This is a genomic window from Bacteroides sp. CAG:189 (assembly GCF_000432295.1).
GTDB lineage: Bacteria > Bacteroidota > Bacteroidia > Bacteroidales > Bacteroidaceae > Bacteroides > Bacteroides salyersiae.
Genome location: NZ_HF991066.1, coordinates 20,796 through 45,627, shown reverse-complemented (window position 1 = coordinate 45,627; position 24,832 = coordinate 20,796). Strand labels below are relative to the sequence as shown.

Genomic DNA, 24,832 nt, shown 5'->3' with positions numbered 1-24,832 from the left:
TTATAGATATAAAACAAGTAAATCCGAAAATAATTCGTTATACAATACATATTTTCTTCATTTCAGAAGCTCTAAAAGTAACAAAAGGGCATTATTTCCTGCTCTTTCCACATTCATTTCTCTTCCCCGATCGGTCTCTTGCTTCATTGTTCGAATTTCATTTTTATAAGCAGCAGCAATCCAAACAGTGCCTACCGGTTTTTCCCTTGTTCCACCCCCGGGACCTGCTATTCCCGAAGTTGAAACCGCACAGTCTGTTTTTAGCGTTTCCATCGCCCCTTTTACCATTTCGACTACTGTTTCTTCGCTTACAGCACCTCTTTTCTCAAGAGTTTTAGTCGACACATGTAGCAATGCCTCTTTAATTTCATTGGAATAGGCCACAACAGCACCTTTAAAATATTCGGAGCTTCCCGGGATAGAAGTTAATCGTGCAGCAATACTTCCTCCGGTACAGCTTTCTGCGGTGGATACGGTCAGATTCTTCTTTTTCAGCAAGTTTCCTACAAGGATTTCTAAAGGCGTATCGTCTTCATCAAAGATATCATCCCCTAAAAGCTCCTCCAATTTACCTGCTTCCATATCCATCAACATCCGTACTTCCTCTTTCTGTTTTCCACGTCCTGTCAATCGTAACCGGATGATGCCGGGTTTCGGTAAATAGGCCAACTTTATACATTCCGGTAAAGCCACTTCCCACGATTCCAGCTTTTCTGCCAAAACCGATTCCGGATAATTCTTTACGGTAAATGTCTTATGTATAATTATATCCGTGTCAAACTTCTCGCGCAAACGGGGAATAATTTCTTCACTCATTACAGTAGTCATTTCCTGTGGCACTCCCGGCATAGAAACCAATACTTTATCATCTCTTTCAAACCAGCTGACAGAAGCACTGCCTACCCTATTATTTATCACAATGCAATCTTTTGGAACCATTGCCTGGCTCCTATTCAATGCATTCATCGGGATTCTTCCTGCCAATACCCGCTTCACATTTTCAAATACTTCTTCGCTGAAAACCAGTTCCGTTCCAAAATAAGTGCACAACGTCTGTTTGGTTATATCGTCTTTAGTAGGTCCCAAACCACCGGTCACAAGTACGATATCAACCCTTTTCATCGCATCGTCTACGGCTTCGGTTATTTCTTCCGCACGATCACGGACCGAAACAACCCGAATTACCTCAATACCGGCTTTATTCAACTCACGCCCCATCCATGCGGAATTTGTATCCGTAACTTGCCCTATAAGAAGCTCATCACCGATTGTGATAATTTCTGCAAACATACTTCACTATATATTATAAGGTAACGCGCGAATATGCCGGTAGTTCCATTGAACAGAAATCCTTATCCAGATACTTCATATATCCGGTAATTGCAATCATAGCCGCATTATCGGTAGTATAACTGAATTTCGGAATGAATATCTTCCAACCGTACTTTTCAGCATGTTCACGAAAAGCATTCCTCAATCCATTGTTAGCAGACACGCCACCGGCTACAGCCACTTCGTTTATTTTATATTGTTTTGCAGCCTTGCGAAGTTTATCCATTAGAATATCCACAATGGTTGCTTCCAACGAAGCGGCAAGATCAACTTTATGATGTTCAATAAAGTCCGGATCGTCCTTCATCCAATCACGGAGCGAATAGAGAAACGAAGTTTTCAATCCACTAAAGCTATAGTCCAATCCCGGAATATGAGGTTTGCTAAAAGTAAATGCTTTGGGATTTCCCTGACGAGCCAACTTATCGATAATCGGACCTCCCGGATAACCAAGCCCCATTACTTTCGAACATTTATCAATGGCTTCACCGGCTGCATCATCGATTGTCTGCCCCAAAATCTCCATATCATTGTAGGCTTTCACTAACACAATCTGAGAATTTCCACCCGAAACCAGCAGACAAAGAAAAGGGAAACCTGGTTGTTTATTTTCTTCACCCTCCACTTTAATAAAATGAGCTAATACATGACCTGTCAGATGATTAACATCAATCATCGGTATATCTAACGAACGTGCAAACCCTTTTGCGAAAGAAACTCCCACAAGCAGTGATCCCATTAATCCCGGACCACGAGTAAAGGCCACAGCACTCAATTCCTCCTTTGTCACCCCTGCCCGCTTCAATGCCTCATGTACAACCGGAACAATATTTTGCTGATGCGCACGTGAAGCAAGTTCGGGTACCACACCGCCATACGCTTCATGAACGGCCTGGCTGGAGACTACATTCGACAGCAAATATCCATCCTTGATAACGGCTGCCGACGTATCATCACAAGAAGACTCGATTCCCAATATTATCGTACTCATAGTTTTTTGATATTTAAACGGTGCAAAAGTAATGATAAAAGTAGGATTCATAACGAACTATTTTATATTTTTGTTCGCTAAATAAAAGTAACCGCTTATCAGAACGCTGAAAAAGACTGTACGTTGGGTGCTCGGTATCGTACTGGGAGTATATATCGGAGTAATTCTTTTGTTGAACATACCATTTGTTCAGCAAAAGTCTGCTGTATTTGTAGCAAAAGAGCTCTCTCATGTTATGGGTACCGAGTTGACCATTGGAAGAATAGATATGGGACTACTGAACCGTATCATCATAGATGACGTATTGCTCGATGACCAATCGGGAAAAGAAATGTTGAAAGTTGCCCGTCTTTCTGCCAAATTTGAAATACTTCCCCTTTTCAAGGGAAAAATCACAATCAGCAGTGTACAACTATTCGGCTTCAATATCAACCTGAACAAAAAAACACCAGACTCACCTCCTAACTTTAAATTCGTTCTTGATGCATTTGCATCGCAGGATACAATTAAAAAAGAGAAAAATATCGACCTGCGCATTAATTCCATATTGATTCGACGCGGCAAATTGGCATATGATGTATTTTCCGAAAAAGAAACTCCGGGAAAATTCAACTCCAAACATGTACGATTACAAAATATCATAGCTAATATTTCGCTGAAAGCGTTACAAAACGATTCGATCAATGCCTCCATTAAACGATTAAGCGTGGATGAGCAATCCGGATTTGAGCTCAAGAAGTTAAGTTTAAAGCTGGTAGCCAACGCCCAAAAAATGTCTATAGACAATTTTTCTATCGACCTGCCCGGTACTTCTTTAAAAATGGATACCATACACCTCGATTATGATAGCTTAGGAGCATTTAAACAATTCACCGATAATGTCCGGTTCACTTTCCAAACACTACCTTCTTATGTCACACTAAAAGATATTTCACCATTTGTTCCTGCATTATCCAATTTCAAAGAGAAAATAGAGTTGGATTTGGATGTAAACGGCACAATCAATCAGTTAAACTGCTCCAAACTGGCCATTAATGCCGGAAATCAGTTTCAAGTAGAAGGAGATGTTTCTTTGCAAGATCTATCACATCCGCAAGACGCTTTCATTTTCGGTAACCTCTCCAAACTGTCGGCCAACAGCAACGGTATCGGATTCCTCGTACGCAACTTAAACAAAGAATATAACGGGGTCCCTCCTATATTAGAACGCTTGGGCAACCTATCTTTCCGAGGTGAAATATCCGGATACTTCACTGACCTTGTTACATACGGCTTATTTCATACAGACATAGGGACAGTCAAGACCGACCTTAAACTCAGTTCGAATAAAGAGAAAGGTCTGTTCGCATATTCGGGAGCCATTAAGACGATTGATTTCAAGCTGGGCAAACTGCTTAATAACAACAAATTGGGAGAAGTTACATTCAATCTTGATGTAAAAGGTGCTCATTATGACAGACAACGGCCATCCATCATACTGAAAGGACTGATAGCAGCCATCGAATACAGTAACTATAAATATGAAAATATAACACTCGACGGAGAATACAAACATGGCGGATTCAATGGGAAAGCGGAACTAAATGACGAAAACGGTTCAGTGGCGGTAAATGGTAGTATCAACTTGGTGGAGAAAATTCCGACTTTCGACTTTCAAGCTTCCATTAAGAATCTTCGCCCACACGAACTGAATCTGACACAAAAATATGAGGATACCGAATTCTCTGTAAAAGTCACAGCAAATTTCAAAGGCGGTTCCATCGATCAGATGAATGGAGATATCGACATAGACAGTTTACAGTTTACCGCTCCAGAGAAAGAGTATTTCATGAAAAACCTTCATGTAGCAGCAACGCAGGAAGCAGGTATCAATAAACTCGCACTGACCTCGGAGTTTATGACGGCCAATGTAGAGGGGCGTTTTCTATATCCTACATTGCCGGCAAGTATTATGAATATCATGCGCAGTTACATCCCCTCACTCATTCTGCCTCCTAAAAAACAGATCGAAACAGATAACAATTTCAGTTTCGACATTCATATTTTCAATGTAGATATTTTATCGAGCATTTTTGATATTCCTTTAAAGATATATACCCATTCCACTATAAAGGGATATGTCAATGACCGGATGCGGCGTATTCGGGTAGAAGGATATTTCCCACGTTTACAATACAAAAACAATTTCTTGGAATCAGGATTACTGCTTTGCGAGAACCCATCCGATCAGTTCATGGGAAAAGTACGTTTTACCAGCCAAAAAAAGAACGGAGCTGTCAATATCTCTTTAGAAGCACAAGCCAAAGATGATCAAGTTAACACAACCATAAATTGGGGAAACAATGCCGCCGTCACCTATAGCGGGCAACTGGCTGCTATGGCACAATTCCTGCGTACAGAAGGTGAAAAGCCTTTATTGAAAGCCTTGGTAGACATAAAACCGACAGATGTAATTTTAAATGATACCATTTGGCAGGTACACCCCTCACAAGTAGTGGTGGATTCGGGTAAAATCGATATCAATGACTTCTACTTCAGCCATGCCGACCGTTATATACGCATTGACGGACACATCTCAGACAACCCGGAAGACACGGTAAAAGTAAACTTGAAAGATATTAATATCGGTTATGTATTTGATATCGCACGCATCTCGGACGATGTGAATTTCGAAGGAGATGCCACAGGTATGGCTTATGCCAGCGGCGTATTGAAAAAACCGGTGCTCGACACACGTCTATCCATTATGAACTTTACCCTAAACGGAGGATTATTGGGTGACCTGGATATCTATGGCGCCTGGGATAATGAGAAGAAAGGTATTTATCTCGATGCACACATCCAAGAAAAAGATATTTCCAAGACTCATGTAAACGGATTCATTTATCCCATCAAACCGACAAGCGGACTGGATCTCAATATTGACGCAAACAACCTGAATATCAAATTCCTGGAGCATTATATGCGATCAATAGCGCAAGATGTCCGGGGACGTGCCAGCGGTAAAGTCCATTTTTATGGCAAATTCAAAGGTTTGACATTGGATGGTGCAGTGATGACAGACGCTTCTATGAAATTCGATATACTCAACACGTCATTTGCCCTTAAAGACACGATACGTTTGGCTCCGGAAGGCATTACATTTGATAATATACATATCGCCGACATGGAAGGACATCAGGGAAAATTAAACGGATATCTTCATTACGAACATTTCAAAAACATAAAATATCAATTCGATATCCAAGTCAATAACATGCTGGTGATGAATACGCAAGAGTCACCCGATTTTCCTTTTTACGGAACGGTATACGCAACCGGTAACGCGCTTCTCACAGGCAATGCACAAGACGGATTGGATGCCAATATAGCCATGACTACCAATCGGAATACAAACTTTACATATAGTACAGGAACCGTTGCTTCGGCTACAAACAACCAGTTTATTAAATTTGTAGATAAAACACCACGACGCAGTATACAAGATTCTGTTCAGCTTGTCTCTTTCTATGAGCAGGTACAACAGAAAATAGAGAAAAAGGAGTCACAAACCGATATACGTCTCAACATTTTGGTCGACGCAACTCCGGACGCAACTATGAAAATTATTATGGATCCTGTAGCAGGAGATTATATCAGCGGGCGCGGCTCAGGTAACATCCGTATGGAGTTTTATAATAAAGGAGACATGAAAATGTTCGGTAATTATCATATCCAACAGGGTATCTATAAGTTCAGTCTTCAAGAAGTGATACGCAAAGACTTCATTATCAAAGAAGGAAGCACAATCACTTTCAATGGCCCCCCACTCGATGCAACATTAGATATACAGGCTTCATACACTGTGCCATCGGCTTCGCTGAACGACTTAATACCGGATGCCTCTACCATCATCCAACAGCCCAATGTCCGCGTAAATTGCATGATGAATCTGAATGGCATTCTTCTACGCCCTACCATAAAATTAGGAATCGAGTTACCAAACGAACGTGATGAAGTACAGGCATTGGTGCGTAACTACCTCAGTACAGACGAGCAAATGAACATGCAAATACTTTACCTATTGGGTATTGGCAAATTCTATATGGAAAACAATACCGGCGAACGGCAAAGTTCCGATATGATGTCATCCGTACTGTCCTCTACCCTGTCGGGACAGTTGAACAATATGCTATCGCAAATTATCGATAACAACAACTGGAATATCGGAACCAATCTCAGTACCGGAGAAAAAGGCTGGACGGATATGGAAGTGGAAGGAATTCTTTCCGGACAGTTGCTTAACAACCGATTGATTATCAATGGAAATTTCGGATATCGAGATAACCCAATGGCAAATACAAACTTTGTAGGTGACTTCGAAGCAGAATGGTTGTTGACACGTTCGGGAGATGTACGTCTGAAAGCATACAATGAAACCAACGACCACTACTACACCAAAACAAACTTGACGACACAAGGTGTCGGAGTAATGTATAAGAAAGATTTCAATAAATGGAATGAGCTATTCTTCTGGAATAAATGGAAACTCCGTAACCGGAAAAAAAGAATGGAAAGGAAACAAGAAGAAGTTCAAAAAAGCGATTCCATCGGCACAGATAACGATGCACTATCCAAAATAAAGAGATTACGCGAAGAACAATAACCAATATGTAAATGCATGTATAAAGAATACCTTCCCAGTACTGTCCTATGACCTTATATAGAATCCTATTGGGTATTCGAATCAACAAATACTTAAAAGAAATGGAAAAGATCAAAGAGAAAGCAGCTTCTTTATTGCAAAAGTGTGAGGTTGTAGTTTTGTCGTCAATAAATGCAGAAGGTTATCCACGCCCTGTCCCCATTGCCCGGATAGCATCAGAAGGATTATCCACTATCTGGATGTCTACCGGTGCTTCATCACTGAAAACAACGGAATTCCGTGCAAACGCGAAAGCAGGACTATGTTATTATTCCGACGGTGACAGTGTTGTCTTGACCGGAGAAGTGGAAGTCATTGACGATGCGGAATCAAAAGAAAAGTACTGGCAAAACTGGTTTATCAAATTTTTCCCGCAAGGAGTGAAAGATCCGGAATATATTCTGTTAAAATTCCGAAGCAACCAAGCTACAATCTATATTGAAGACCAGTTTCAGCGCGTAACAATAGAGTAATTGTAAATAACCCGGCATCCGGTGCATTTATAAGCCATATATTTGTGCCGGATGATTGGACTATTATCGTTCCACAACACGAAAAGGTTCTTTGCTCTCCCTATTTTGTAATATAACAGCCATATGTTCCAATGCCCAGTCCACCAAAGCCTCTACATGTGGAATCAAGCTACGTCCGGTATCCGTAAGGTTGTATTCTACACGTGGCGGTACTTCCGCATAAATCCTCCTTTCCACCAGTCCATCGCTTTCCAATGTTCTGAGAGTAACGGTAAGCATGCGTTGTGAAATGTCTTCAATTGTCTTATGAATATCACTAAACCGCATTGTCCCATTTGCATTCAAAGTAACAAGAACAAGTATCGACCATTTATCGCCCAGCCTGCTCAGTACGTCACGCACCGGACAATTTCCCGTAGGATGAAAATTTTTCATTTTTTTAATCTTTTCTATTCTTCTGATGCTCAGCAATGGTTACTTCCATGTAAGTTCCTTATTCTGAGATACGTTCTTGTTTACATAAACAAGTAAAGCTATATTTGCAACACAAAAGTAATAAACTTACTAAAAATAACTATTGTTTCACTTAATATTTTACGTTATGGCAAAGAAAGTTGCAGTATTAGCAGTAAATCCGGTAAACGGATTCGGTTTGTTTCAGTATCTGGAAGCATTTTTTGAGAATGAAATTCCGTACAGAGTGTATGCAGTAGCAGAAACCAAAGAGATAAAGAGTAACTCCGGTATCAGTTTGTGGGCAGACGATGTTATAGCCAATCTAAAAGGCCATGAAGACGAATATGATGCACTCGTGTTTTCTTGTGGTGACGCTGTTCCCGTATTTCAGGAAAATGCAAACAAACCATACAATATCGATCTGATGGAAGTTATCAAAGCATTCGGAGATAAAGGAAAACTAATGATAGGACATTGTGCGGCAGCAATGATGTTTGATTTCACAGGAATTACCAATGGTAAAAAACTATCTGTACACCCACTGGCAAAGCCGGCCATCCAAAACGGTAAAGCAACAGATGAGAAATCAGAAATTGACGGTAATTTCTTCACGGCACAAGATGAAAACACCATCTGGACAATGATGCCTAAAGTAATCGAAGCCCTTAAGTAAGAAAAAGGATATTGGTTCAAAATGATGGCAGAATATCAAAAGTTACGTTATTCTGTCTATTCAATAAATCATGGATGAATGTAAGTGCCATTAGCTGCCACATTCATCCATGATTATTTATATTTATCCACGATCTCTTTTCCAAATGGGGTCAGTGCCAATCCGGCCAGTTTGAAATGCTGTATGCCAAAAGGCAATCCTATAATCGTAATACTCAGCAAGATGCCAAAGGCAAGATGCGAAAGGCTTATCCATATACCTCCCAAAAATATCCAAAGAATATTCATCAATATACTAAGGCAACCTCCCGAATCGGGACAACTCCTAACCTCTTTTCCAAATGGACACAATGCCAGCAAAGACATTTTGAGGGTTTGCAGACCAAAAGGGATATCGATAATCGTTATCATCATCAAAAGACTGGATATCAAATACTCAACAGCCGTAAATATGCCTCCAAGCAGGAGCCACAAGAGATTCATAAACAAATTCATACTTTCAATATTTTAATTTTCTAAGGGCACAAAGATAAAATATAATGAATGAATTCCGGTATATTTAACATGCTGATTTTATGGATAACAAAAATTCCTAATTGAGTGCAGTAATATTAAGAGCCTCTTTAAATTTTCCTTTTAAAAATTTTTATCCACATACAGATGCACTAAAGAATCAATCATCTCCGGTTGTTTTTTAAGAATCAACCGTTTTTGGTTGTTTTTATAAAATCAACCGTTTTTGGTTGTTTTCTCAGAAATAGTCTTATCTTTGCTCCGGAAGAATAAAATCATAAACCTATGAAAATAAAAGGAGTCATTACCGGAGACATTATCCAGTCCACCCGAATAAAGCCGGAAAACAAACAACTGGTTTTAGATACCATTCGTAACACAGTATACGAAATGGAGAAATGGAGTAAAATGAAACTGGAGATTTTCCGTGGGGACAGTTTCCAGATTGTTATTGACAATCCCTATGAAGCAGTAAGAATAGCTATACTTATCCGCGCCGGACTACAAAAAAGTACTCCGGAAGGCAGTGAAACAAAATGGGATGCACGCCTGGCCTTAGGATTAGGAAGTGTGAACTTCTCACAAGAAGAGAGCGTCACCGAATCCGATGGTGAAGCTTTCCGCAATTCGGGATGGGAATTTGACGAATTAGGGAAACGAAAACTTGCCATACGTACTCCTTGGCAAAACATGAATGACGAATTAAAAGTAAGTACGGCATTTGCCGATGATATTGTTTCTGAATGGAGTGTGGCACAGGCACAGGCAATCTATGCTTCGTTAATTCATTCAAAAACGCAAAAAGAGATAGCTGCCGACCTGAATACCTCTCCACAAAATATCAGCAAACGTATCATTGCCGGTAAAGAATATCTTATCAGGCCTTATCTGGACAGGTGCAAACAAATAATAACAGCCAAAATTCAAACAGATGGAATTAAGTAGTTTCGGTCTTTTGTTTCGCCTGATTTTTGCACATTTCTTAGCAGATTTTATACTGCAAAGCAAAGGAATGGCAAATGGCAAACGAGGTTTCCAAATAATAAAGAAAAGACGGCTTAGTACTGTTCACAAGTGGACATATCATCTCTCTCACAGCTTAGTGCAAGCCATAACGGCGTATCTATTCGCAGGGATGTGGAGTAACTGGATGATCCCTTTAGTAATCTTTGTCACCCATCTCATCATAGACTATATTAAAATCCGCTATTTCAATGACCATCTTCACGCATTTATTATCGACCAAATACTCCATCTGCTCGTTATCTGTATTTTGTGGATGGGTGTTTATAGCATATGGAGCGAAATGGCAGAGGTGTCAGATATTCTATTCGCTTCTCCCAAATGGTGGGCGATACTGACAGTTTATCTCCTTATATTAAAACCCACTTCCTTGTTATTGGCCCTTTTCACCCGGCAATGGAGAGAACCCGGTATGAACTCTACCAGTCTTCAGAATGCCGGACAGTGGATTGGATATCTGGAACGCTGCCTTATCTTAACCTTTATTTTAGTAGGATTTAACGAAGCGATCGGTTTTCTATTGGCTGCAAAATCGATCTTCCGTTTTGGGGAATTAAGTAAAGGACAGGAAATAAAAACAACAGAATATGTTTTAATAGGAACATTGGCCAGTTTTACAATTGCCATACTCACGGGACTTGTACTACGTACATTTCTTTCTGCATATACATGAGTTTTCGTTTCAAATAAAGCAACGATCGTTTCGGTCTACTGAAAAGGTCGGTTTCAATACGTTGAAACGACTTGTTTCATAATAATGAAACGCTTGGTTCCATATAGATGGAACAATTAGTTTCATCCATATGGAACGAACGGTTTCAACACGTTGAAACCAATCAAGTGATCGTATCTACTACTTTTTCTTACTTATCCGGAATGTCATGAGCATTATCTACCACATATATTCATCCGTGTAACGGGTAAAAGGCGGTTCTTCGGTAATCCCTTTATTACAAAACACCTGCCGGATATAAGCCTGTTCTTTAGGAGTGAGATACCGTTCCTCCCGATAAAAACGATAATATTTGGTTTTGCCGAAATGTCCGATCAATTGTTGTTTAATACTGACTGCATCTTCATAGGGGATCTTATCAAGTAATCCTTTGACTCCCCATGCCATACGCACCTTCTCCGCTTTTTGAAAATAAGAACAATTCCCATCCGCTTTCGGAAAGCGAACCGGATTGAGAATGGTGATAAACGGATAATCGGCCGTATCATACAAAGCTGCCATACGCCGCAAGCAGTTTTCGGCTTGCCGACATTGCTCGTTATAACAACGGGCATAGCTGTACGGCACAGATAGAGTGTTTGTTTTTTGTTCCATAAAATTATTTTTTGTGTTCGTAATAACATAATCCTGTTCTTGAAATTCCAGGAAATGCAACGAACAATGTAGTTTCTACAAAAGTAAAAAAATAAATCTGATAACTACCTGTTTTCTGTTAATGAAAGCAGATTATTGTCGCAGTTTTTATTACAAGAAAGGAGATATGCCTGATAGACACATCCCCTTTCTTTATATTCTTTAATTACAGAGGTCAAACAATGTTTCCTGTCGAATCGAATATCACTTTCATCTTCATCGTTTCCGGAATTCAATCGTCAATATCGATCAGGTTAAATTGCAGGTCAAATTTCAATTCCCATCTATTGGACAGTTTCACCTCATAATCTTTTTTGTCCCGTTCTATCTTCAATACTTTGGCATCCGGATAGTTCTCAGACACATATTTAAGAATTTGAGCCGGAATTACACCTGCCGGGACAGCACTGTATTTACAGTTAATCTCTTTCCAGTTCCCCTGTTTATCGAACTCCAGCTTATTGCCATCCGTAAAAATAACATCATAACTCTTGTCAAGCCAATCCGTTTCCATCTTAGCAATGGCAACCTTACTATTACCAAAATGCGATTTAATAAACTGTTGAGCCGATTGTGGCAACTGTGCTACCTTAATCGGTTTATCATCATTTGCCTTCACAACAGCCTGAAAGGTGAACAGGCACACTAATAAAAGAAGTAACTTTTTCATAATCGTCTTTTTTAATATTGTTTTTCTTTAAATATTTAATTATGATACAAAGATGAGATGAGAAACTGAAAAGATTTTGAAATCCAAGGGCTTTTTTAAAATTTTCTTCTTAGAATTTTCTATCAGTTTATTTTATACCCCCTTCCGGCTTACCATCTCTTCCTATCCTGTAGTTTATGCCCGCTTTCCATGCCTGCGATATCTGATAATATCGTTTTATACGATATAGTTTTCCATCTTTCAGTAACTTGGCACCGGTTTGGTGAAAACAGAAAGCAACCATGCCACGGATTCCAGCTTGTCGACATTATCATAATCTACTTCATATATTTAAATCTGTTCTTCCGAAATCTCAAAGCAGTGTTCACCGTTCTGAAAATAATACTTCAATCCTATGTTCTGCAGTCGGCAAATAGAATCGACGATAGCCAGCCCGAGCCCTGTGGAACCCTCTTTCTTGGTACCTTGATAAAAACGTTCAAAAATATGCGTACTATCCAAAGAATGCTCTACCCCACTATTGCAGAATGTAAAACGATGCGATGTAATTTCTATCCGGATATGACCGCCATCTACATTGTGTACAAAAGCATTCTTCAAAAGGTTCGTTATAAGAATAGTAGCAAGGGATTCGTTCATTTGTACACGGAAAACACCCTTTTCCACTACCTCCGTCTGAATCTCCCGATAGGCGTATACCTCTTTATAATCATCCAAATATTGCTTTAAAAGCTCGTTCAGTTCCAGTTCTACGGTTTCCGTAAACTGTCCGTTGTCTATTTTCGAAAGCAATAACAGTGATTTGTTCAACTTTGTGATATGTTCCAAAGTCTGGTGAGTCTTCATTAGTTCTTCCAACTGAGATTCGGAAAGCGATTCGTCTTCCATCATCATCTCCAAACGATTCCGGCAGATGGCAAGCGGAGTCTGTATCTCATGAGAAGCATTGCCTATGAATTGCTTCTGCTGTTCGAACAACTGCTCGCTACGTTCTGCATTCCGGATAGCCGCTTCGTTAAGTTTACGAAATTCAGTGATTTGTGTGTCATTCTCCAGAGGTTTATTCTTACTTCCTATCCGGTAGCCGTCCAGCCAATGCAACAAGACGTATAAAGGTCGCATACTTTGCTGGAACACCCAGACATTCACTACGATTATGACAAGCAGCAAGGCTACATAAAGAAAAGTCATCCAATTACGTATCGCAGCAGTCAAATCCTCTTTTTCAATGCTTGGAGTAGATACCGTCAATTCATAAAACCGGTTTTCATCATCTTTAAAGATGGTAGTAAGAATACGCGCCGGTTCGGTTTCACCCTTTTCTACAATATAAACCATAGAATCCTTATAGGTAATATCTTCACGACTATCTGCATATTCCTCAGTAACTTCTCTGAGGTAATATTGGTTATTTGAGCCGGTATTTTGCGAAGGCAATTCCTCTCCGGCAAGCGTACGGATAATGATAACTTCCGAATAATCTTCCAGCGAATCATCCACTTCATCGTTCACCTCGTCCATCATAGCCATATAAAAAAACACAGCCCAAACACCTAATACAAGTATCAAGAGCAAAGAGATACGAATTACGATGCGATAAATCAGTTTCATAATTATTCTACAATCATTTTATAGCCGAATCCGTAAACCGCTTTTATTTCGGCAGTAGCCCCGGCGTCTTTCAGTTTCTTGCGAAGATTTTTTATTTGCGCATAGATAAAATCGAAATTGTCCACCTGATCGATATGATCTCCCCAAACAGATTCGGCAAGCGTATTCTTATTGACCAATCTGCCGGGACGATTGATAAAATACAGCAGGATATCATACTCTTTCCTATTCAGTTCCACCTCCCTGTCATTGATAAGTACCTGATACTTATCCGGAAGAATACGGATATTTCCTAAACAGATATCAATCTCTCCATCGTGATGCTGGCGGCGGATAACACTTTTAATACGTGCATTCAATTCTGCCAGATGGAAAGGTTTAGGCAGATAATCGTCCGCCCCCAATTCCAGTCCCAACACTTTATCTTCCAAAGAATCTTTCGCTGAGATGATGATCACATTCTCGCGCTTATGCATAGCTTTCAGCTTTTCAAGCAGGTCGAGTCCGCTACCATCCGGAAGCATAATGTCGAGTAAAACACAATCATAGTCATAATCTTCTATCTTGCGTAAAGCAGAATTAAAATCGGCAGCGACTTCCACCACATAACGCTCTTTCTCCAACGAACGTTGAATGAGTTCACGCAATGCAGGCTCGTCTTCAACTATTAATATCTTCATAAGGCTACTTCATATTTATAGATCTATGTACAAAGAAAAAGGAAGTTTCTGAAATAAAGCTGAAATTACAGAATTTTTATTCTTAAAGTTCAAGTATTGCTTCAAGCAAAAACATAAAACGAAATCAAAACATATACAAATAGAAAATGCCGGTCGCATCCATTCGTCTGCGACCGGCACTCAATTGAAATAAAATATCTTTTAATAAGAACGTGCAAAGATCACGCGGCATGCCGAAGGCTTACCGGTAACCATACATTTACCCGGAGTCTTATCACCGTCAAACGGAATACAACGGATAGTTGCTTTCGTATCTTCCTTGATCTTTTCTTCTGTTTCAGTAGTACCGTCCCAATGAGCCAAGATAAAGCCGCCTTTTTCTATTTCGGTCTTGAATTCATCATAAGTCTCTACAGTTCTCGTCATCGCCTCACGATGTTTTAAAGCTTTCTGATAAACGTTTGCCTGAATCTCTTCAAGAAGGTTCTTTACATAAGTTTCGATACCTTCACAAGAGATGGTTTCTTTCTCAAGAGTATCGCGGCGCATTACCTCCATCGTGTTGTTTTCCAAGTCACGGCCACCCATCACAAGACGTACCGGCACACCTTTCAGTTCATAATCGGCAAACTTGAAGCCCGGACGCTTATTGTCGGCATTGTCATATTTCACCGAAATGCCCAATGATTTCAATGCAGCAACAATACCTGCCACCTTAGCATCAATCTGTTTCAGTTGTTCTTCATTCTTATAGATAGGAACAATAACTACCTGTATAGGTGCCAAATGTGGAGGTAACACTAATCCGTTGTCGTCAGAATGAGTCATGATAAGCGCACCCATCAATCGAGTGGAAACACCCCATGAAGTAGCCCAAACATATTCCAATTTATTCTCTTTATTAACAAACTGAACATCGAATGCTTTGGCAAAGTTTTGTCCCAAGAAGTGAGAGGTACCGCTCTGCAAAGCTTTTCCATCCTGCATCATCGCTTCGATGGTATATGTATCGAGTGCACCGGCAAAACGCTCGTTAGCCGATTTCACACCTTTCACAACAGGAACCGCCATGTACTTCTCGGCGAAGTCGGCATATACATTCAACATTCTTACTGCTTCCTCTTCGGCTTCTTCACGAGTGGCATGTGCCGTATGCCCCTCCTGCCATAAGAATTCAGCCGTGCGAAGGAAAAGACGCGTACGCATTTCCCAACGGAATACGTTTGCCCACTGGTTGCACAAGATAGGCAGGTCGCGATAAGACTGTATCCAGTTCTTATAAGTATTCCAGATGATTGTTTCCGAAGTAGGACGGATAATCAGCTCTTCTTCAAGCTTAGCAGCCGGATCAACCACAACGCCCGATCCATCCTCCGCATTTTTCAGACGATAGTGAGTAACCACCGCACACTCTTTGGCAAAGCCTTCCACATGTTCAGCTTCGCGGCTAAGGAAAGATTTCGGGATCAATAACGGGAAATAAGCATTCACATGACCGGTCTCTTTAAACATATCATCCAGCTGACGTTGCATTTTTTCCCAAATAGCGTATCCGTAAGGCTTAATCACCATACATCCGCGCACAGCAGACTGCTCTGCCAAATCCGCTTTTACCACCAAATCATTGTACCACTGCGAATAATTCTCGCTGCGTTTGGTAAGGTCTTTCAGTTCTTTTGCCATTATATTTTTATTTAAAGTTTTCTTGATTCGTTAAAACAGGGTGCAAAAATACGAAATAGACAGAACTCTACCTATTGTTCTGCATTATTTTTGTCAGTGAAAAACTATTATATAACCGTACTTCTATCACTTTACAGATTCGTTTATACCGAAACCGAACAAAGCAAAATCTCCTTTTACGGGATCATCGGGCCAGATTTGTGCCAAAATATCAGTAATATCACAAGCTGTCCGGATACATTTGCGTTTCTGAGTCAATCCTAAATCCATCGCTATACGGTGAACATGTGTATCGAGCGGAACAATCAGTTCACGGGGATGAAACCTTTGCCAAAGACCAAAGTCGACACAAGAATCCCGACGGATCATCCACCGCAGGAACATGCACATCTTTTTAGCTTCGGAAGTACTGGACATCTCGGGCATACCATTGATATGTCCGAAAACAGACTGTAATCTCTGTAAAGGAGAAAGTGTATCAAACGATTCATAAAGGTAGTCTTCCAATGTCAGCTTTCGTGAGTAAACAGTATACAGTGTATCGCACAACAGATAAAAGTCATCGAAAGAATAGTAACGATAGAAACTTCTTTTCTGTCCGGCATACATTCTCCATTCTTTACTCATTATATATTGATAAGGAGCATTCTTGAAGATTGCACAATCTATCCGGTCGGCACTTCTAATAATCGCTTTCCGGTTTCCGGTAGCTATCCAGGAGGTGACAAGTGCTGAAATCTCAACGTCTGTCTGAGAGTGATAACGATGGGGTATCCGGATAGGGTCTTCTACGATAAAAGCAGGCGTTTCATAACGTTCCGCCAATAGCATAAGCCGTTCTTTCAACTCTGTATTCATGATTGTTGTAGATATAATAAAAGCCATAAATCAGATACGATCTATGGCTTATTGCTTTTTGGAGCGGCAAGCGAGACTCGAACTCGTGACCCTCAGCTTGGGAAGCTGATGCTCTACCAACTGAGCTACTGCCGCAATATGTTTTAATTATCATTCTTAAAACGGTGACAAAGGTAAACATTGTTTTGTAAAAAGCAATACATATACGGAAAAAAAATAAAAGAAAAAAGTCGGAAATAAATCTCTACATATAAGACCGTGGATTAAATTACTTTCTATGAGACCGATAGATGAAGTCTTCTTTTTTTGCGAACAATCCTCTTCCTCATCTGTTAGAATCTTCACGAAATAATCAAATGGAATAAACGAATAATGATATGAACCTAAACCAACGAATCCTCTTTATTTTATTATCAGTTAGTTTGTCTATGCCGGTAATGATGGCGCAGGGTGCTTACAACACTACCCAAAAGGCCATCCCGGATAGAAAGCAATCTCTTAGTTTTGAAGAAGCACTGGAGTTGTTACATACCGGCAACCAAAGCTTAAAGATTGCAGATAAAGGAGTGGAAATAGCTAAAAGCGAGAAAGGAAAGCTGAATGCTTTCTGGTATCCGAGTGTACAATCTACCGGGGCATTTGTACATATGTCGGAAAAGATAGAGGTCAAACAACCGCTATCACAATTTACAGATCCGGCAAAAGATTTTGTGCACAGCATCATTCCTGATGATCAGATCATCAGTGGCATTCTCGATCAGATAGGAGCCAATACGCTAATCTTCCCTTTGGCTCCGCGTAACCTGACAACGGTCGATGTTACTGCCGAATGGGTTTTCTTTGCCGGTGGAAAACGGTTTCATGCCAGCAAGATCGGTAATACAATGGTAGACTTGGCACGCGAAACTCGCGGACAGGTGGATGCCGCCCAACGTACACTGCTCGCCGAAAGTTATTATGGACTAAGATTGGCGCAACAAGTCGTTGCCGTACGCGAAGAAACGTACAACGGGTTAACTAAACATTATGAGAATGCCCTAAAATTAGAAGCCACCGGAATGATCGACAAGGCGGCACGACTCTTCGCACAAGTCAATATGGATGAAGCAAAGCGGGAACTGGAAGCCGCACGAAAAGAAGAAACCGTAGTGCAGAACACTTTGAAAACACTGCTCAACATGGAAGGAGAAAACGGTAACATCGCACCTTCTTCTCCCCTGTTCATCAACGACTCACTTCCACCCAAAATGGAATTCATACTTGCAGTAAACACCAGTAACTATCTCGTCAACCAGCTAAATCTTCAGGAGCATATAGCGAAACAACAAGTGAAGATCGACCGAAGCGGATATATGCCCAATATCGCCCTTTTCGGCAAACAGACATTATACTCGCACGGGATTCAGAGTAATCTCCTGCCCCGTACGATGGTAGGAGTCGGTTTCACATGGAATCTCTTCGACGGACTGGAACGTGAAAAACGAATCCGGCAGTCGAAACTGACAAGCCAGACATTGGCATTGGGACAGGCAAAGGCCAAAGACGACCTTGCCATAGGAGTAGACAAACTATACAGCCAGATGCAACAGGCCCAAGATAATGTACGGGCCTTGAATACTACCATCGAACTGAGTGAGGAACTGGTACGGATGCGTAAAAAAGCATTTACGGAAGGAATGGCTACTTCTACCGAAGTGATCGATGCAGAAACAATGTTATCTAAAGTGAAAGTGGCAAGACTTGCCGCCTATTACGAATATGATGTAGCACTAATGAACCTGTTGGCGCTGTGCGGAACGCCGGAACAATTCAGCCGCTATGCCTCTACTGTTCCAACTTCCCTTCCGCTTCCGGAAGATATGAAATAAAAATAATCCGTATGAATAAAAACAATATAACCCATCCTGAAAATATGAATACAGAAGATACTAAAAAGGAGATGACTCCTTCTGCTTTCCCCCCTAAAGAAAACGGAGAACACTCAAACAGAAAAAGCCTGAGCATCGCTTTTATTATTGTTCTCGTAGCTGTCCTGCTGTTCACGGCCATTGGCATGATACTGATGCGTAAACAACCGCTTGTACTGCAAGGTCAAGTGGAAACAACAGAAATACGTATCAGTGGAAAGTTACCGGGACGTATCGACACATTCCTGGTGCGCGAAGGCGACTGGGTGAAACAGGGCGATACTCTTGTGGTAATAAACAGCCCTACGATAGAAGCCAAATACCGCCAAGTAGACGCTTTGGAGCAGGTAGCAGTGCAACAAAACAAAAAGATAGACGCAGGAACCCGCCGACAGATCATTGCCACGGCACAGCAACTCTGGAATAAAACAAAGAGTGACCTGACGCTGGCCAAAACGACCTACGACCGGATACTTACCCTATATAAAGACAGTGTGGTTACTTCACAACGAAAAGATGAAGTAGAAGCAATGTACAAAGCCGCCGTTGCCGCCGAGCGCGCTGCCTACGAACAGTATCAGATGGCCGTAGATGGTGCACAGAGCGAAGATAAAGCATCGGCACGAAGCTTGGTAAATGCGGCACGAAGCACAGTAGACGAAGTTACCTCCCTATTAATGGACGCACGGCTCACAGCACCGGAAGACGGGCAGATAGCTACCATCTTTCCCAAACGTGGCGAACTGGTAGCTCCGGGAACGCCGATCATGAATCTGGTAGTGATGAGCGACGTACATGCCGTATTGAACGTCCGCGAGGATTTGATGCCGAACTTCCGTATCGATGGAAAGTTCGTAGCCGATGTTCCGGCAATCGCCCGGAAAAATGTAGAGTTTGAGGTATATTACATCAGCCCGTTGGGCAACTTCGCCACCTGGAAATCGACTAAGCAGACAGGCAGCTATGACCTGCAAACTTTCGAAATACACGCCCGCCCTACCCAGACAATAGACGGATTGCGCCCGGGAATGTCGGTATTATTAACATTGGAATAAGGAGGACCGGTATGGCAAACGACTTCCGACTTCCTGCTTCCCACTCCCGGCTAACTGCCGTTCTGCTTCGTGAGTGGACGCGGATGACTTCACGACGCCTTTACTTCGGTACTTGCATCGTACTTCCGTTGTTCACCCTCTTCTTCATGGCCACCATCTTCGGAAACGGGCAAATGGAGAATATCCCCATCGGCATTGTAGACCAAGATAATACGGCGACTTCACGAACCATAGTGAGAAATCTGTCTGCTGTTCCTACTTTTAAAGTAACCCGTCATTTTGTCAACGAAGCTGCCGCCCGGGAAGCTGTACAACGTAAAGAGATATACGGATACCTCTCCATCCCTCCCCGCTTTGAACAGGATGCCATAACAGGTAAAGATGCCACCCTCTCCTATTATTATCACTATGCACTACTCTCGGTAGGCGGCGAACTGATGGCAGCTTTCGAAACTTCACTGGCACCGGTCGCTTTATCGCCCATAGCCATGCAGGCAGTGGCATTAGGAGTAAGCGAACAGCAAATAGAGACATTCCTTTTGCCTGTACAGGCCAGTGATCATCCGATTTACAATCCCTCGCTGGACTACTCGGTTTACCTGAGCCAGCCTTTCTTTTTTGTGCTGTTTCAGGTACTGATACTACTCGTTACAGTCTATTCCGTAGGTAGCGAAATTAAATTCCGCACAGGAGACAACTGGCTGGAAACTGCCGGCGGGAATATGGTTACCGCCATAGCAGGCAAGCTCCTGCCTTATACTGTTATTTTCAGCCTTATTGCCCTGCTCGGCAATTACGTCATGTTCGGCATGCTGCATATTCCTTTTCATGGCAGTTGGCTGTTGATGAATGCAATGACCGTCCTCTTTGTCATCGCCACACAGGCATTGGCACTTTTCATCTTTTCCCTTTTCCCGGCCGTAGCACTCATTATCAGCATTGTGTCTATGGTAGGTTCATTAGGGGCAACCCTGTCCGGTGTCACTTTCCCTGTGCCCAATATGTATCCGTTGGTACGCGACGCGTCATATCTCTTTCCGGTACGACACTTCACAGAGATCACACAAACCATGCTCTATTCCGGAGGCGGTTTTGTCTATCTATGGCCTTCGGCAGTGATCCTCTGCGTCTTCCCCCTGTTGGCATTGGCAATGATTCCCCATTTGAAACGAGCTATAATCAGTCACAAATATGAAAACATCCAATAAACTCTCACAAATAGCATTCATTATTACACGCGAATTCCGCGCTATCAGCACCAGCTATGCCGTATTGCTGGTGTTGATGGGGGGTATTTTCGTGTACGGACTGCTTTACAACTATATGTATGCGCCCAACATCGTAACCAAAGCCCCTGTCGCCGTAGTAGATAACTCTCACAGCAGTCTCAGCCGGCAATATATCCGTTGGCTGAGTGCCACTCCACAAGTAGAAATCTATGCCCAAGCCATGGATTATCACGAAGCGCAAGAATGGATGAAACAAGGAAAAGTACAAGGAATACTCTACCTCCCACATAACTTTGAAGACCGCGTTTTTCAAGGAGAGGAAGCTGTATTCTCCTTATACGCCACAACAGACGCTTTTCTCTATTTCGAAGCTTTGCAGGAAGCGTCATCAAGAGTCATGCTTGCCATAAACGATGCCTATCGTCCGGACGGTGCCGTATTCCTTCCTCCGCAAGGATTGATAGCGGTAGCTCTGGCAAAGCCTGTCAATGTATCCGGTACGGCACTATACAACTACACCGAAGGATATGGCTCTTACCTTATTCCGGCAGTAATGATGGTCATCATCTTCCAAACGCTGCTAATGGTTATCGGCATGGTGACGGGAGACGAATACCAGAACAAAGGTGTCCGTGCCTATCTTCCTTTCGGTCACAGTTGGGGAACGGCAACACGCATCGTTGCCGGAAAAACGTTTGTTTATTGCAGCCTGTATGCCGTCTTTGCCTTTTTTCTATTAGGCTTGTTACCACATTTTTTCAGCATCCCGAATATCGGCAGCGGCAGGGATATCCTTATCATGCTTATCCCCTATCTGTTAGCAACCAGTTTTTTCGGGCTGGCCGCTTCATGGTATTTCACCGATTCGGAAGCTCCCTTGTTAATGATCGCCTTCTTTTCGGTAGGCTTAATTTTCCTCTCCGGTGTATCCTATCCGATGGAACTGATGCCCTGGTATTGGCGGGCAGCACATTACATCTTACCGGCCGCTCCGGGCACACTCGCTTTTGTGAAACTGAACTCAATGGGAGGCGACATGGCGGATATCCGACCGGAATACATCACATTATGGATACAGACAGCTGTCTACTTCGCACTTGCAGTATGGGTATACCGAAAGAAACTCTTACGAAGTATACCTCTAAAAGCTTAAATATATCCGCCCACTTGTGTAGAATATCCTTATCTTTGCTCTCTGGAAAATCAGATTAATTCATGGAGAGAACACAAGTAATACTCATCACCGGCGCTTCTTCGGGCTTCGGAAAGGTAACGGCACAAACACTTGCCGGAAAAGGGTACGTAGTTTATGGTACAAGCCGGAGAATAGCCAACGGAAATATCGGACAGATAAGAATGCTTATAGCAGATGTTACCGATGAAAATTCTGTTCGCAGTGCAGTGAACCGTATCATGGATGAACAGGGACATATCGACGTATTGATAAATAATGCCGGTATGGGAATTGGCGGTGCACTGGAAATGGCTACCGATGAAGAGATCTCTTCGCAGATGGATACAAACTTCATGGGTATGGTACGCATGTGTAGAGCAGTGCTACCCATTATGCGAAAACAACGGCAGGGGAAAATTATCAATATCAGTTCTATTGCCGGAAGGATAGCCGTACCCTATCAGGGTTTCTATTCGGCATCAAAATTCGCCATAGAAGGATATAGTGAAGCATTGTCTATGGAGGTATATCCATTCGGCATCAAAGTATGCGTAGTGGAACCCGGAGATTTCAATACCGGATTTACAGCCAGCCGGAACATCTCTCCTGCTACATTGGCATGCCCTGATTATGGAAAACGCTTCAAGCGGACTTTAAAAATCATAGAAGAAGCCGAAACAAACGGATGTCCGCCATCGAAACTGGCAGCAGCTATCTGCAAATTAATAGAAAAAAAGAACCCGCCTTTTCGTACATTGACCGGGCCGTGGACGCAAGTAGCATTTGCACGATTCAAAGGATGGATACCGGGCAAAGTCATTCGATATGCATTACGCTCTTTTTACGAGATAAAATAAAGAGACTGCACCGAAACAACACGATTCTTCAAAAAGAAATGATCTTTTGCTTGGCTTCGACCGGGGAAAAGGCTATATTTGTAGCTGTAATCATAAAGTAGTTTCAGGCAGACTACACAAGTAGGAGAAAGCAGAAGTTTTCTCCTTTTTTTATATTCTCCCGGTTCATAAAGTCTCTCAACAGCATGCTTACGACACTTCAGAACGGTACTTATGGAAAATAACACGGCATGTCACGATGAATACCAAGTAATGTTGCGATGCATTTCATTATTTGTTGCAGTGCAAATACCGGCATGTGGAGATGTAACAGAACATTCAGTAAGAAAAGTTTCCTTTTCAGTTAAGAATACGTAAATCTGCTCTTGACAAAAAAGGTTTATTTCTCCAGTGGAGTCAGTTCCAAAAACATGGTCACAGTCAACAACACTCCCAGCGCAATGCAGACAGAGACAAGCAACAGGTTGATCAATTTTGCCTTAGGTTCGGTATCCTTGTGCAGATTATTGAGAAAGTATTCCTTGAAGAATAGATATAATGCAGGCACGGAAGCGCTGGCCAACAGAAAATCTTCCGGGATATGAAAAAAATACGTTTTAGACAATCCGATAAGTGACCAATGACAGAGAAACAGCACCAGAAACATATTCACTTTACGGGCAAACAGCAACAGAAGTCCGATAGTAAATACTACCACCGAACAAGGCATCACAGGAGAGGTAATACCCGGAAAAGTCAGTCCGCGCGCCAACGAAAGCAACGGATAAACGAAAGGCATGGCCAACAGGATATAAGCTAAAACATCATACTTCCGACTACGCTCCAACGTGGTATAGCCTGTTACCGTATCCCATATCCATATAACAGCCATCGTTCCCCAAAAAAGAGCCATTGTACCGTTATAACTACGCTCTGCACAATAAATATAATAATATACTACTGCAATCCACAGATATAGAAACAGAAGATAAAGTTTCATTGCAAGTTTCACCCGGGGCGTCGGTTTCTTCAACAGTAATCCTGTCAGGAAAACACCGGCAATGACAATAATTAACTGCAAGAACCAGGTAGAAGAATTATACCCTGCAATCGTACTCCAAAAGATATCCATAATTTCTTATTTTCTCCGTGCGTTAAAACCGGGCGCAAAAGTATAAAAATCTATCAACACAGCCAAACCGACACCCACCGTATAGCAGACCATATCCGACCAAAGGAAACCATGCCCCAGAACCAATGCTCCCAAAGTAGTCCCTCTGATGGCATTTATCCAACCGGCCTGATAGAGCTGGCTTATCTCAATACAATAAGAAAACAGCAAAGCAGCCAATGCTTTCCGTAATAAACGGACGAAAGGAAACAGAAAGCCAATGCCCAAATAAACCATCGCAGCCCAAAGGGTATCTCCTGCATACTCCGCCACAAAAGTGGGCAAATGGCTACCAAACGAACGTGAGCCCAACCCCAAAGCCACCATAAATATCCACAATATCAGATAACAAAGCCTGCGTTTCATACAAATGCATTATATAAAAATAATCCCGAAGCGCACTTAATGCACACTTCGGGGTATTTATCCATATATTAATAAGGTGTAA

Annotated in this window: 22 protein-coding genes and 1 tRNA gene; 10 read left to right on the top strand and 13 right to left on the bottom strand. The window is 41.8% G+C overall.

Annotated elements, in window-relative coordinates; genetic code table 11:
* Positions 1 to 57: 57 nt before the first annotated feature.
* Complete coding sequence (locus QVP90_RS09505; protein WP_007481134.1) at positions 58 to 1,290, bottom strand: competence/damage-inducible protein A; 1,233 nt, start codon at positions 1,288 to 1,290, stop codon at positions 58 to 60.
* A 13-nt stretch (positions 1,291 to 1,303) separates the two neighbouring features.
* Positions 1,304 to 2,323, bottom strand: coding sequence for a tRNA (adenosine(37)-N6)-threonylcarbamoyltransferase complex transferase subunit TsaD (tsaD, locus tag QVP90_RS09500; RefSeq protein ID WP_025819155.1), 1,020 nt, complete (start codon positions 2,321 to 2,323; stop codon positions 1,304 to 1,306).
* Positions 2,324 to 2,558: 235 nt separating this feature from the next.
* Here tsaD and QVP90_RS09495 point away from each other — a divergent pair, with 235 nt between their 5' ends.
* Positions 2,559 to 6,968: a translocation/assembly module TamB domain-containing protein gene (locus tag QVP90_RS09495; protein WP_264380845.1), complete on the top strand. Its 4,410-nt coding sequence runs from the start codon at positions 2,559 to 2,561 to the stop codon at positions 6,966 to 6,968.
* Between the two features lie 101 nt (positions 6,969 to 7,069).
* The gene (locus QVP90_RS09490; protein WP_007481139.1) at positions 7,070 to 7,480 is read left to right on the top strand and encodes a pyridoxamine 5'-phosphate oxidase family protein; all 411 of its coding nucleotides are present in this window, start codon (positions 7,070 to 7,072) and stop codon (positions 7,478 to 7,480) included.
* A gap of 63 nt (positions 7,481 to 7,543) precedes the next feature.
* Here QVP90_RS09490 and QVP90_RS09485 read toward each other — a convergent pair whose 3' ends face one another.
* Positions 7,544 to 7,915 (bottom strand): winged helix-turn-helix transcriptional regulator, encoded by a 372-nt coding sequence (locus tag QVP90_RS09485; RefSeq protein WP_005931621.1) that lies wholly within the window; start codon positions 7,913 to 7,915, stop codon positions 7,544 to 7,546.
* 166 nt (positions 7,916 to 8,081) lie between these two features.
* On the opposite strand from QVP90_RS09485, the gene QVP90_RS09480 reads away from it, so the two are divergent.
* The gene (locus tag QVP90_RS09480; protein WP_005931618.1) at positions 8,082 to 8,609 is read left to right on the top strand and encodes a DJ-1/PfpI family protein; all 528 of its coding nucleotides are present in this window, start codon (positions 8,082 to 8,084) and stop codon (positions 8,607 to 8,609) included.
* Between the two features lie 113 nt (positions 8,610 to 8,722).
* Here the strand turns inward: QVP90_RS09480 and QVP90_RS09475 are convergent, their stop codons facing one another.
* Positions 8,723 to 9,103, bottom strand: a complete 381-nt coding sequence (locus QVP90_RS09475; RefSeq protein ID WP_021936275.1) for a YccF domain-containing protein — start codon at positions 9,101 to 9,103, stop codon at positions 8,723 to 8,725.
* 303 nt (positions 9,104 to 9,406) lie between these two features.
* On the opposite strand from QVP90_RS09475, the gene QVP90_RS09470 reads away from it, so the two are divergent.
* Together QVP90_RS09470 and QVP90_RS09465 are read left to right on the top strand one after the other, a co-directional pair.
* A complete protein-coding gene (locus QVP90_RS09470; protein WP_021936274.1) occupies positions 9,407 to 10,066 on the top strand; it encodes a hypothetical protein in 660 nt (219 codons plus the stop codon).
* On the top strand, positions 10,053 to 10,817 hold the full coding sequence (locus QVP90_RS09465) for a DUF3307 domain-containing protein (RefSeq protein ID WP_021936273.1): 765 nt from the start codon (positions 10,053 to 10,055) through the stop codon (positions 10,815 to 10,817). Before QVP90_RS09470 ends, QVP90_RS09465 begins: the two co-directional genes overlap by 14 nt.
* Positions 10,818 to 11,036: 219 nt before the next feature.
* Here the strand turns inward: QVP90_RS09465 and QVP90_RS09460 are convergent, their stop codons facing one another.
* The 7 genes from QVP90_RS09460 to QVP90_RS09430 form a co-directional block, all read right to left on the bottom strand.
* A complete protein-coding gene (locus tag QVP90_RS09460) occupies positions 11,037 to 11,471 on the bottom strand; it encodes a DUF6078 family protein (RefSeq protein WP_005931607.1) in 435 nt (144 codons plus the stop codon).
* 271 nt (positions 11,472 to 11,742) lie between these two features.
* The gene (locus QVP90_RS09455; RefSeq protein WP_005931604.1) at positions 11,743 to 12,180 is read right to left on the bottom strand and encodes a PepSY-like domain-containing protein; all 438 of its coding nucleotides are present in this window, start codon (positions 12,178 to 12,180) and stop codon (positions 11,743 to 11,745) included.
* Between the two features lie 330 nt (positions 12,181 to 12,510).
* Positions 12,511 to 13,791, bottom strand: coding sequence for a type IX secretion system histidine kinase PorY (locus QVP90_RS09450; RefSeq protein WP_021936272.1), 1,281 nt, complete (start codon positions 13,789 to 13,791; stop codon positions 12,511 to 12,513).
* 2 nt (positions 13,792 to 13,793) lie between these two features.
* Positions 13,794 to 14,471, bottom strand: a complete 678-nt coding sequence (locus QVP90_RS09445) for a response regulator transcription factor (RefSeq protein WP_007481147.1) — start codon at positions 14,469 to 14,471, stop codon at positions 13,794 to 13,796.
* 201 nt (positions 14,472 to 14,672) lie between these two features.
* A complete protein-coding gene (gene proS, locus QVP90_RS09440; protein WP_005931595.1) occupies positions 14,673 to 16,154 on the bottom strand; it encodes a proline--tRNA ligase in 1,482 nt (493 codons plus the stop codon).
* Between the two features lie 126 nt (positions 16,155 to 16,280).
* Positions 16,281 to 17,012, bottom strand: coding sequence for a TIGR02757 family protein (locus QVP90_RS09435; RefSeq protein WP_021936271.1), 732 nt, complete (start codon positions 17,010 to 17,012; stop codon positions 16,281 to 16,283).
* Positions 17,013 to 17,071: 59 nt separating this feature from the next.
* Positions 17,072 to 17,147, bottom strand: a tRNA-Gly gene (locus QVP90_RS09430).
* Between the two features lie 302 nt (positions 17,148 to 17,449).
* On the opposite strand from QVP90_RS09430, the gene QVP90_RS09425 reads away from it, so the two are divergent.
* From QVP90_RS09425 to kdsR, 5 genes are all read left to right on the top strand, one after another.
* On the top strand, positions 17,450 to 18,880 hold the full coding sequence (locus tag QVP90_RS09425) for a TolC family protein (RefSeq protein WP_264381142.1): 1,431 nt from the start codon (positions 17,450 to 17,452) through the stop codon (positions 18,878 to 18,880).
* A gap of 71 nt (positions 18,881 to 18,951) precedes the next feature.
* Positions 18,952 to 19,974, top strand: a complete 1,023-nt coding sequence (locus QVP90_RS09420; protein ID WP_264381141.1) for an HlyD family secretion protein — start codon at positions 18,952 to 18,954, stop codon at positions 19,972 to 19,974.
* 11 nt (positions 19,975 to 19,985) lie between these two features.
* Positions 19,986 to 21,182 carry an ABC transporter permease gene (locus QVP90_RS09415; protein ID WP_005931583.1) on the top strand — a complete coding sequence of 399 codons (1,197 nt, stop codon included), beginning with the start codon at positions 19,986 to 19,988 and terminating at the stop codon, positions 21,180 to 21,182.
* Positions 21,166 to 22,356: an ABC transporter permease gene (locus tag QVP90_RS09410; protein WP_007481158.1), complete on the top strand. Its 1,191-nt coding sequence runs from the start codon at positions 21,166 to 21,168 to the stop codon at positions 22,354 to 22,356. The genes QVP90_RS09415 and QVP90_RS09410 overlap by 17 nt, the downstream gene beginning before the upstream one ends.
* A 62-nt stretch (positions 22,357 to 22,418) precedes the next feature.
* Positions 22,419 to 23,234, top strand: a complete 816-nt coding sequence (kdsR, locus tag QVP90_RS09405) for a 3-ketodihydrosphingosine reductase (protein WP_021936268.1) — start codon at positions 22,419 to 22,421, stop codon at positions 23,232 to 23,234.
* 379 nt (positions 23,235 to 23,613) lie between these two features.
* Here the strand turns inward: kdsR and QVP90_RS09400 are convergent, their stop codons facing one another.
* Both QVP90_RS09400 and QVP90_RS09395 read right to left on the bottom strand, forming a co-directional pair.
* Positions 23,614 to 24,345 carry a DUF6064 family protein gene (locus QVP90_RS09400; RefSeq protein WP_005931577.1) on the bottom strand — a complete coding sequence of 244 codons (732 nt, stop codon included), beginning with the start codon at positions 24,343 to 24,345 and terminating at the stop codon, positions 23,614 to 23,616.
* A 6-nt stretch (positions 24,346 to 24,351) separates the two neighbouring features.
* Positions 24,352 to 24,750, bottom strand: a complete 399-nt coding sequence (locus QVP90_RS09395; RefSeq protein ID WP_021936267.1) for a ribosomal maturation YjgA family protein — start codon at positions 24,748 to 24,750, stop codon at positions 24,352 to 24,354.
* Positions 24,751 to 24,832: the final 82 nt, after the last annotated feature.

Excerpts from the sequence above, each read along its gene's own strand:
- QVP90_RS09505 (WP_007481134.1), bottom strand. The coding sequence starts at position 1,290 with ATGTTTGCAGAAATTATCACAATCGGTGATGAGCTTCTTATAGGGCAA.
- tsaD (WP_025819155.1), bottom strand. The coding sequence starts at position 2,323 with ATGAGTACGATAATATTGGGAATCGAGTCTTCTTGTGATGATACGTCG.
- QVP90_RS09495 (WP_264380845.1), top strand. The coding sequence starts at position 2,559 with ATGGGTACCGAGTTGACCATTGGAAGAATAGATATGGGACTACTGAAC.
- QVP90_RS09490 (WP_007481139.1), top strand. The coding sequence starts at position 7,070 with ATGGAAAAGATCAAAGAGAAAGCAGCTTCTTTATTGCAAAAGTGTGAG.
- QVP90_RS09485 (WP_005931621.1), bottom strand. The coding sequence starts at position 7,915 with ATGAAAAATTTTCATCCTACGGGAAATTGTCCGGTGCGTGACGTACTG.
- QVP90_RS09480 (WP_005931618.1), top strand. The coding sequence starts at position 8,082 with ATGGCAAAGAAAGTTGCAGTATTAGCAGTAAATCCGGTAAACGGATTC.
- QVP90_RS09475 (WP_021936275.1), bottom strand. The coding sequence starts at position 9,103 with ATGAATTTGTTTATGAATCTCTTGTGGCTCCTGCTTGGAGGCATATTT.
- QVP90_RS09470 (WP_021936274.1), top strand. The coding sequence starts at position 9,407 with ATGAAAATAAAAGGAGTCATTACCGGAGACATTATCCAGTCCACCCGA.
- QVP90_RS09465 (WP_021936273.1), top strand. The coding sequence starts at position 10,053 with ATGGAATTAAGTAGTTTCGGTCTTTTGTTTCGCCTGATTTTTGCACAT.
- QVP90_RS09460 (WP_005931607.1), bottom strand. The coding sequence starts at position 11,471 with ATGGAACAAAAAACAAACACTCTATCTGTGCCGTACAGCTATGCCCGT.
- QVP90_RS09455 (WP_005931604.1), bottom strand. The coding sequence starts at position 12,180 with ATGAAAAAGTTACTTCTTTTATTAGTGTGCCTGTTCACCTTTCAGGCT.
- QVP90_RS09450 (WP_021936272.1), bottom strand. The coding sequence starts at position 13,791 with ATGAAACTGATTTATCGCATCGTAATTCGTATCTCTTTGCTCTTGATA.
- QVP90_RS09445 (WP_007481147.1), bottom strand. The coding sequence starts at position 14,471 with ATGAAGATATTAATAGTTGAAGACGAGCCTGCATTGCGTGAACTCATT.
- proS (WP_005931595.1), bottom strand. The coding sequence starts at position 16,154 with ATGGCAAAAGAACTGAAAGACCTTACCAAACGCAGCGAGAATTATTCG.
- QVP90_RS09435 (WP_021936271.1), bottom strand. The coding sequence starts at position 17,012 with ATGAATACAGAGTTGAAAGAACGGCTTATGCTATTGGCGGAACGTTAT.
- QVP90_RS09425 (WP_264381142.1), top strand. The coding sequence starts at position 17,450 with ATGATGGCGCAGGGTGCTTACAACACTACCCAAAAGGCCATCCCGGAT.
- QVP90_RS09420 (WP_264381141.1), top strand. The coding sequence starts at position 18,952 with ATGACTCCTTCTGCTTTCCCCCCTAAAGAAAACGGAGAACACTCAAAC.
- QVP90_RS09415 (WP_005931583.1), top strand. The coding sequence starts at position 19,986 with ATGGCAAACGACTTCCGACTTCCTGCTTCCCACTCCCGGCTAACTGCC.
- QVP90_RS09410 (WP_007481158.1), top strand. The coding sequence starts at position 21,166 with ATGAAAACATCCAATAAACTCTCACAAATAGCATTCATTATTACACGC.
- kdsR (WP_021936268.1), top strand. The coding sequence starts at position 22,419 with ATGGAGAGAACACAAGTAATACTCATCACCGGCGCTTCTTCGGGCTTC.
- QVP90_RS09400 (WP_005931577.1), bottom strand. The coding sequence starts at position 24,345 with ATGGATATCTTTTGGAGTACGATTGCAGGGTATAATTCTTCTACCTGG.
- QVP90_RS09395 (WP_021936267.1), bottom strand. The coding sequence starts at position 24,750 with ATGAAACGCAGGCTTTGTTATCTGATATTGTGGATATTTATGGTGGCT.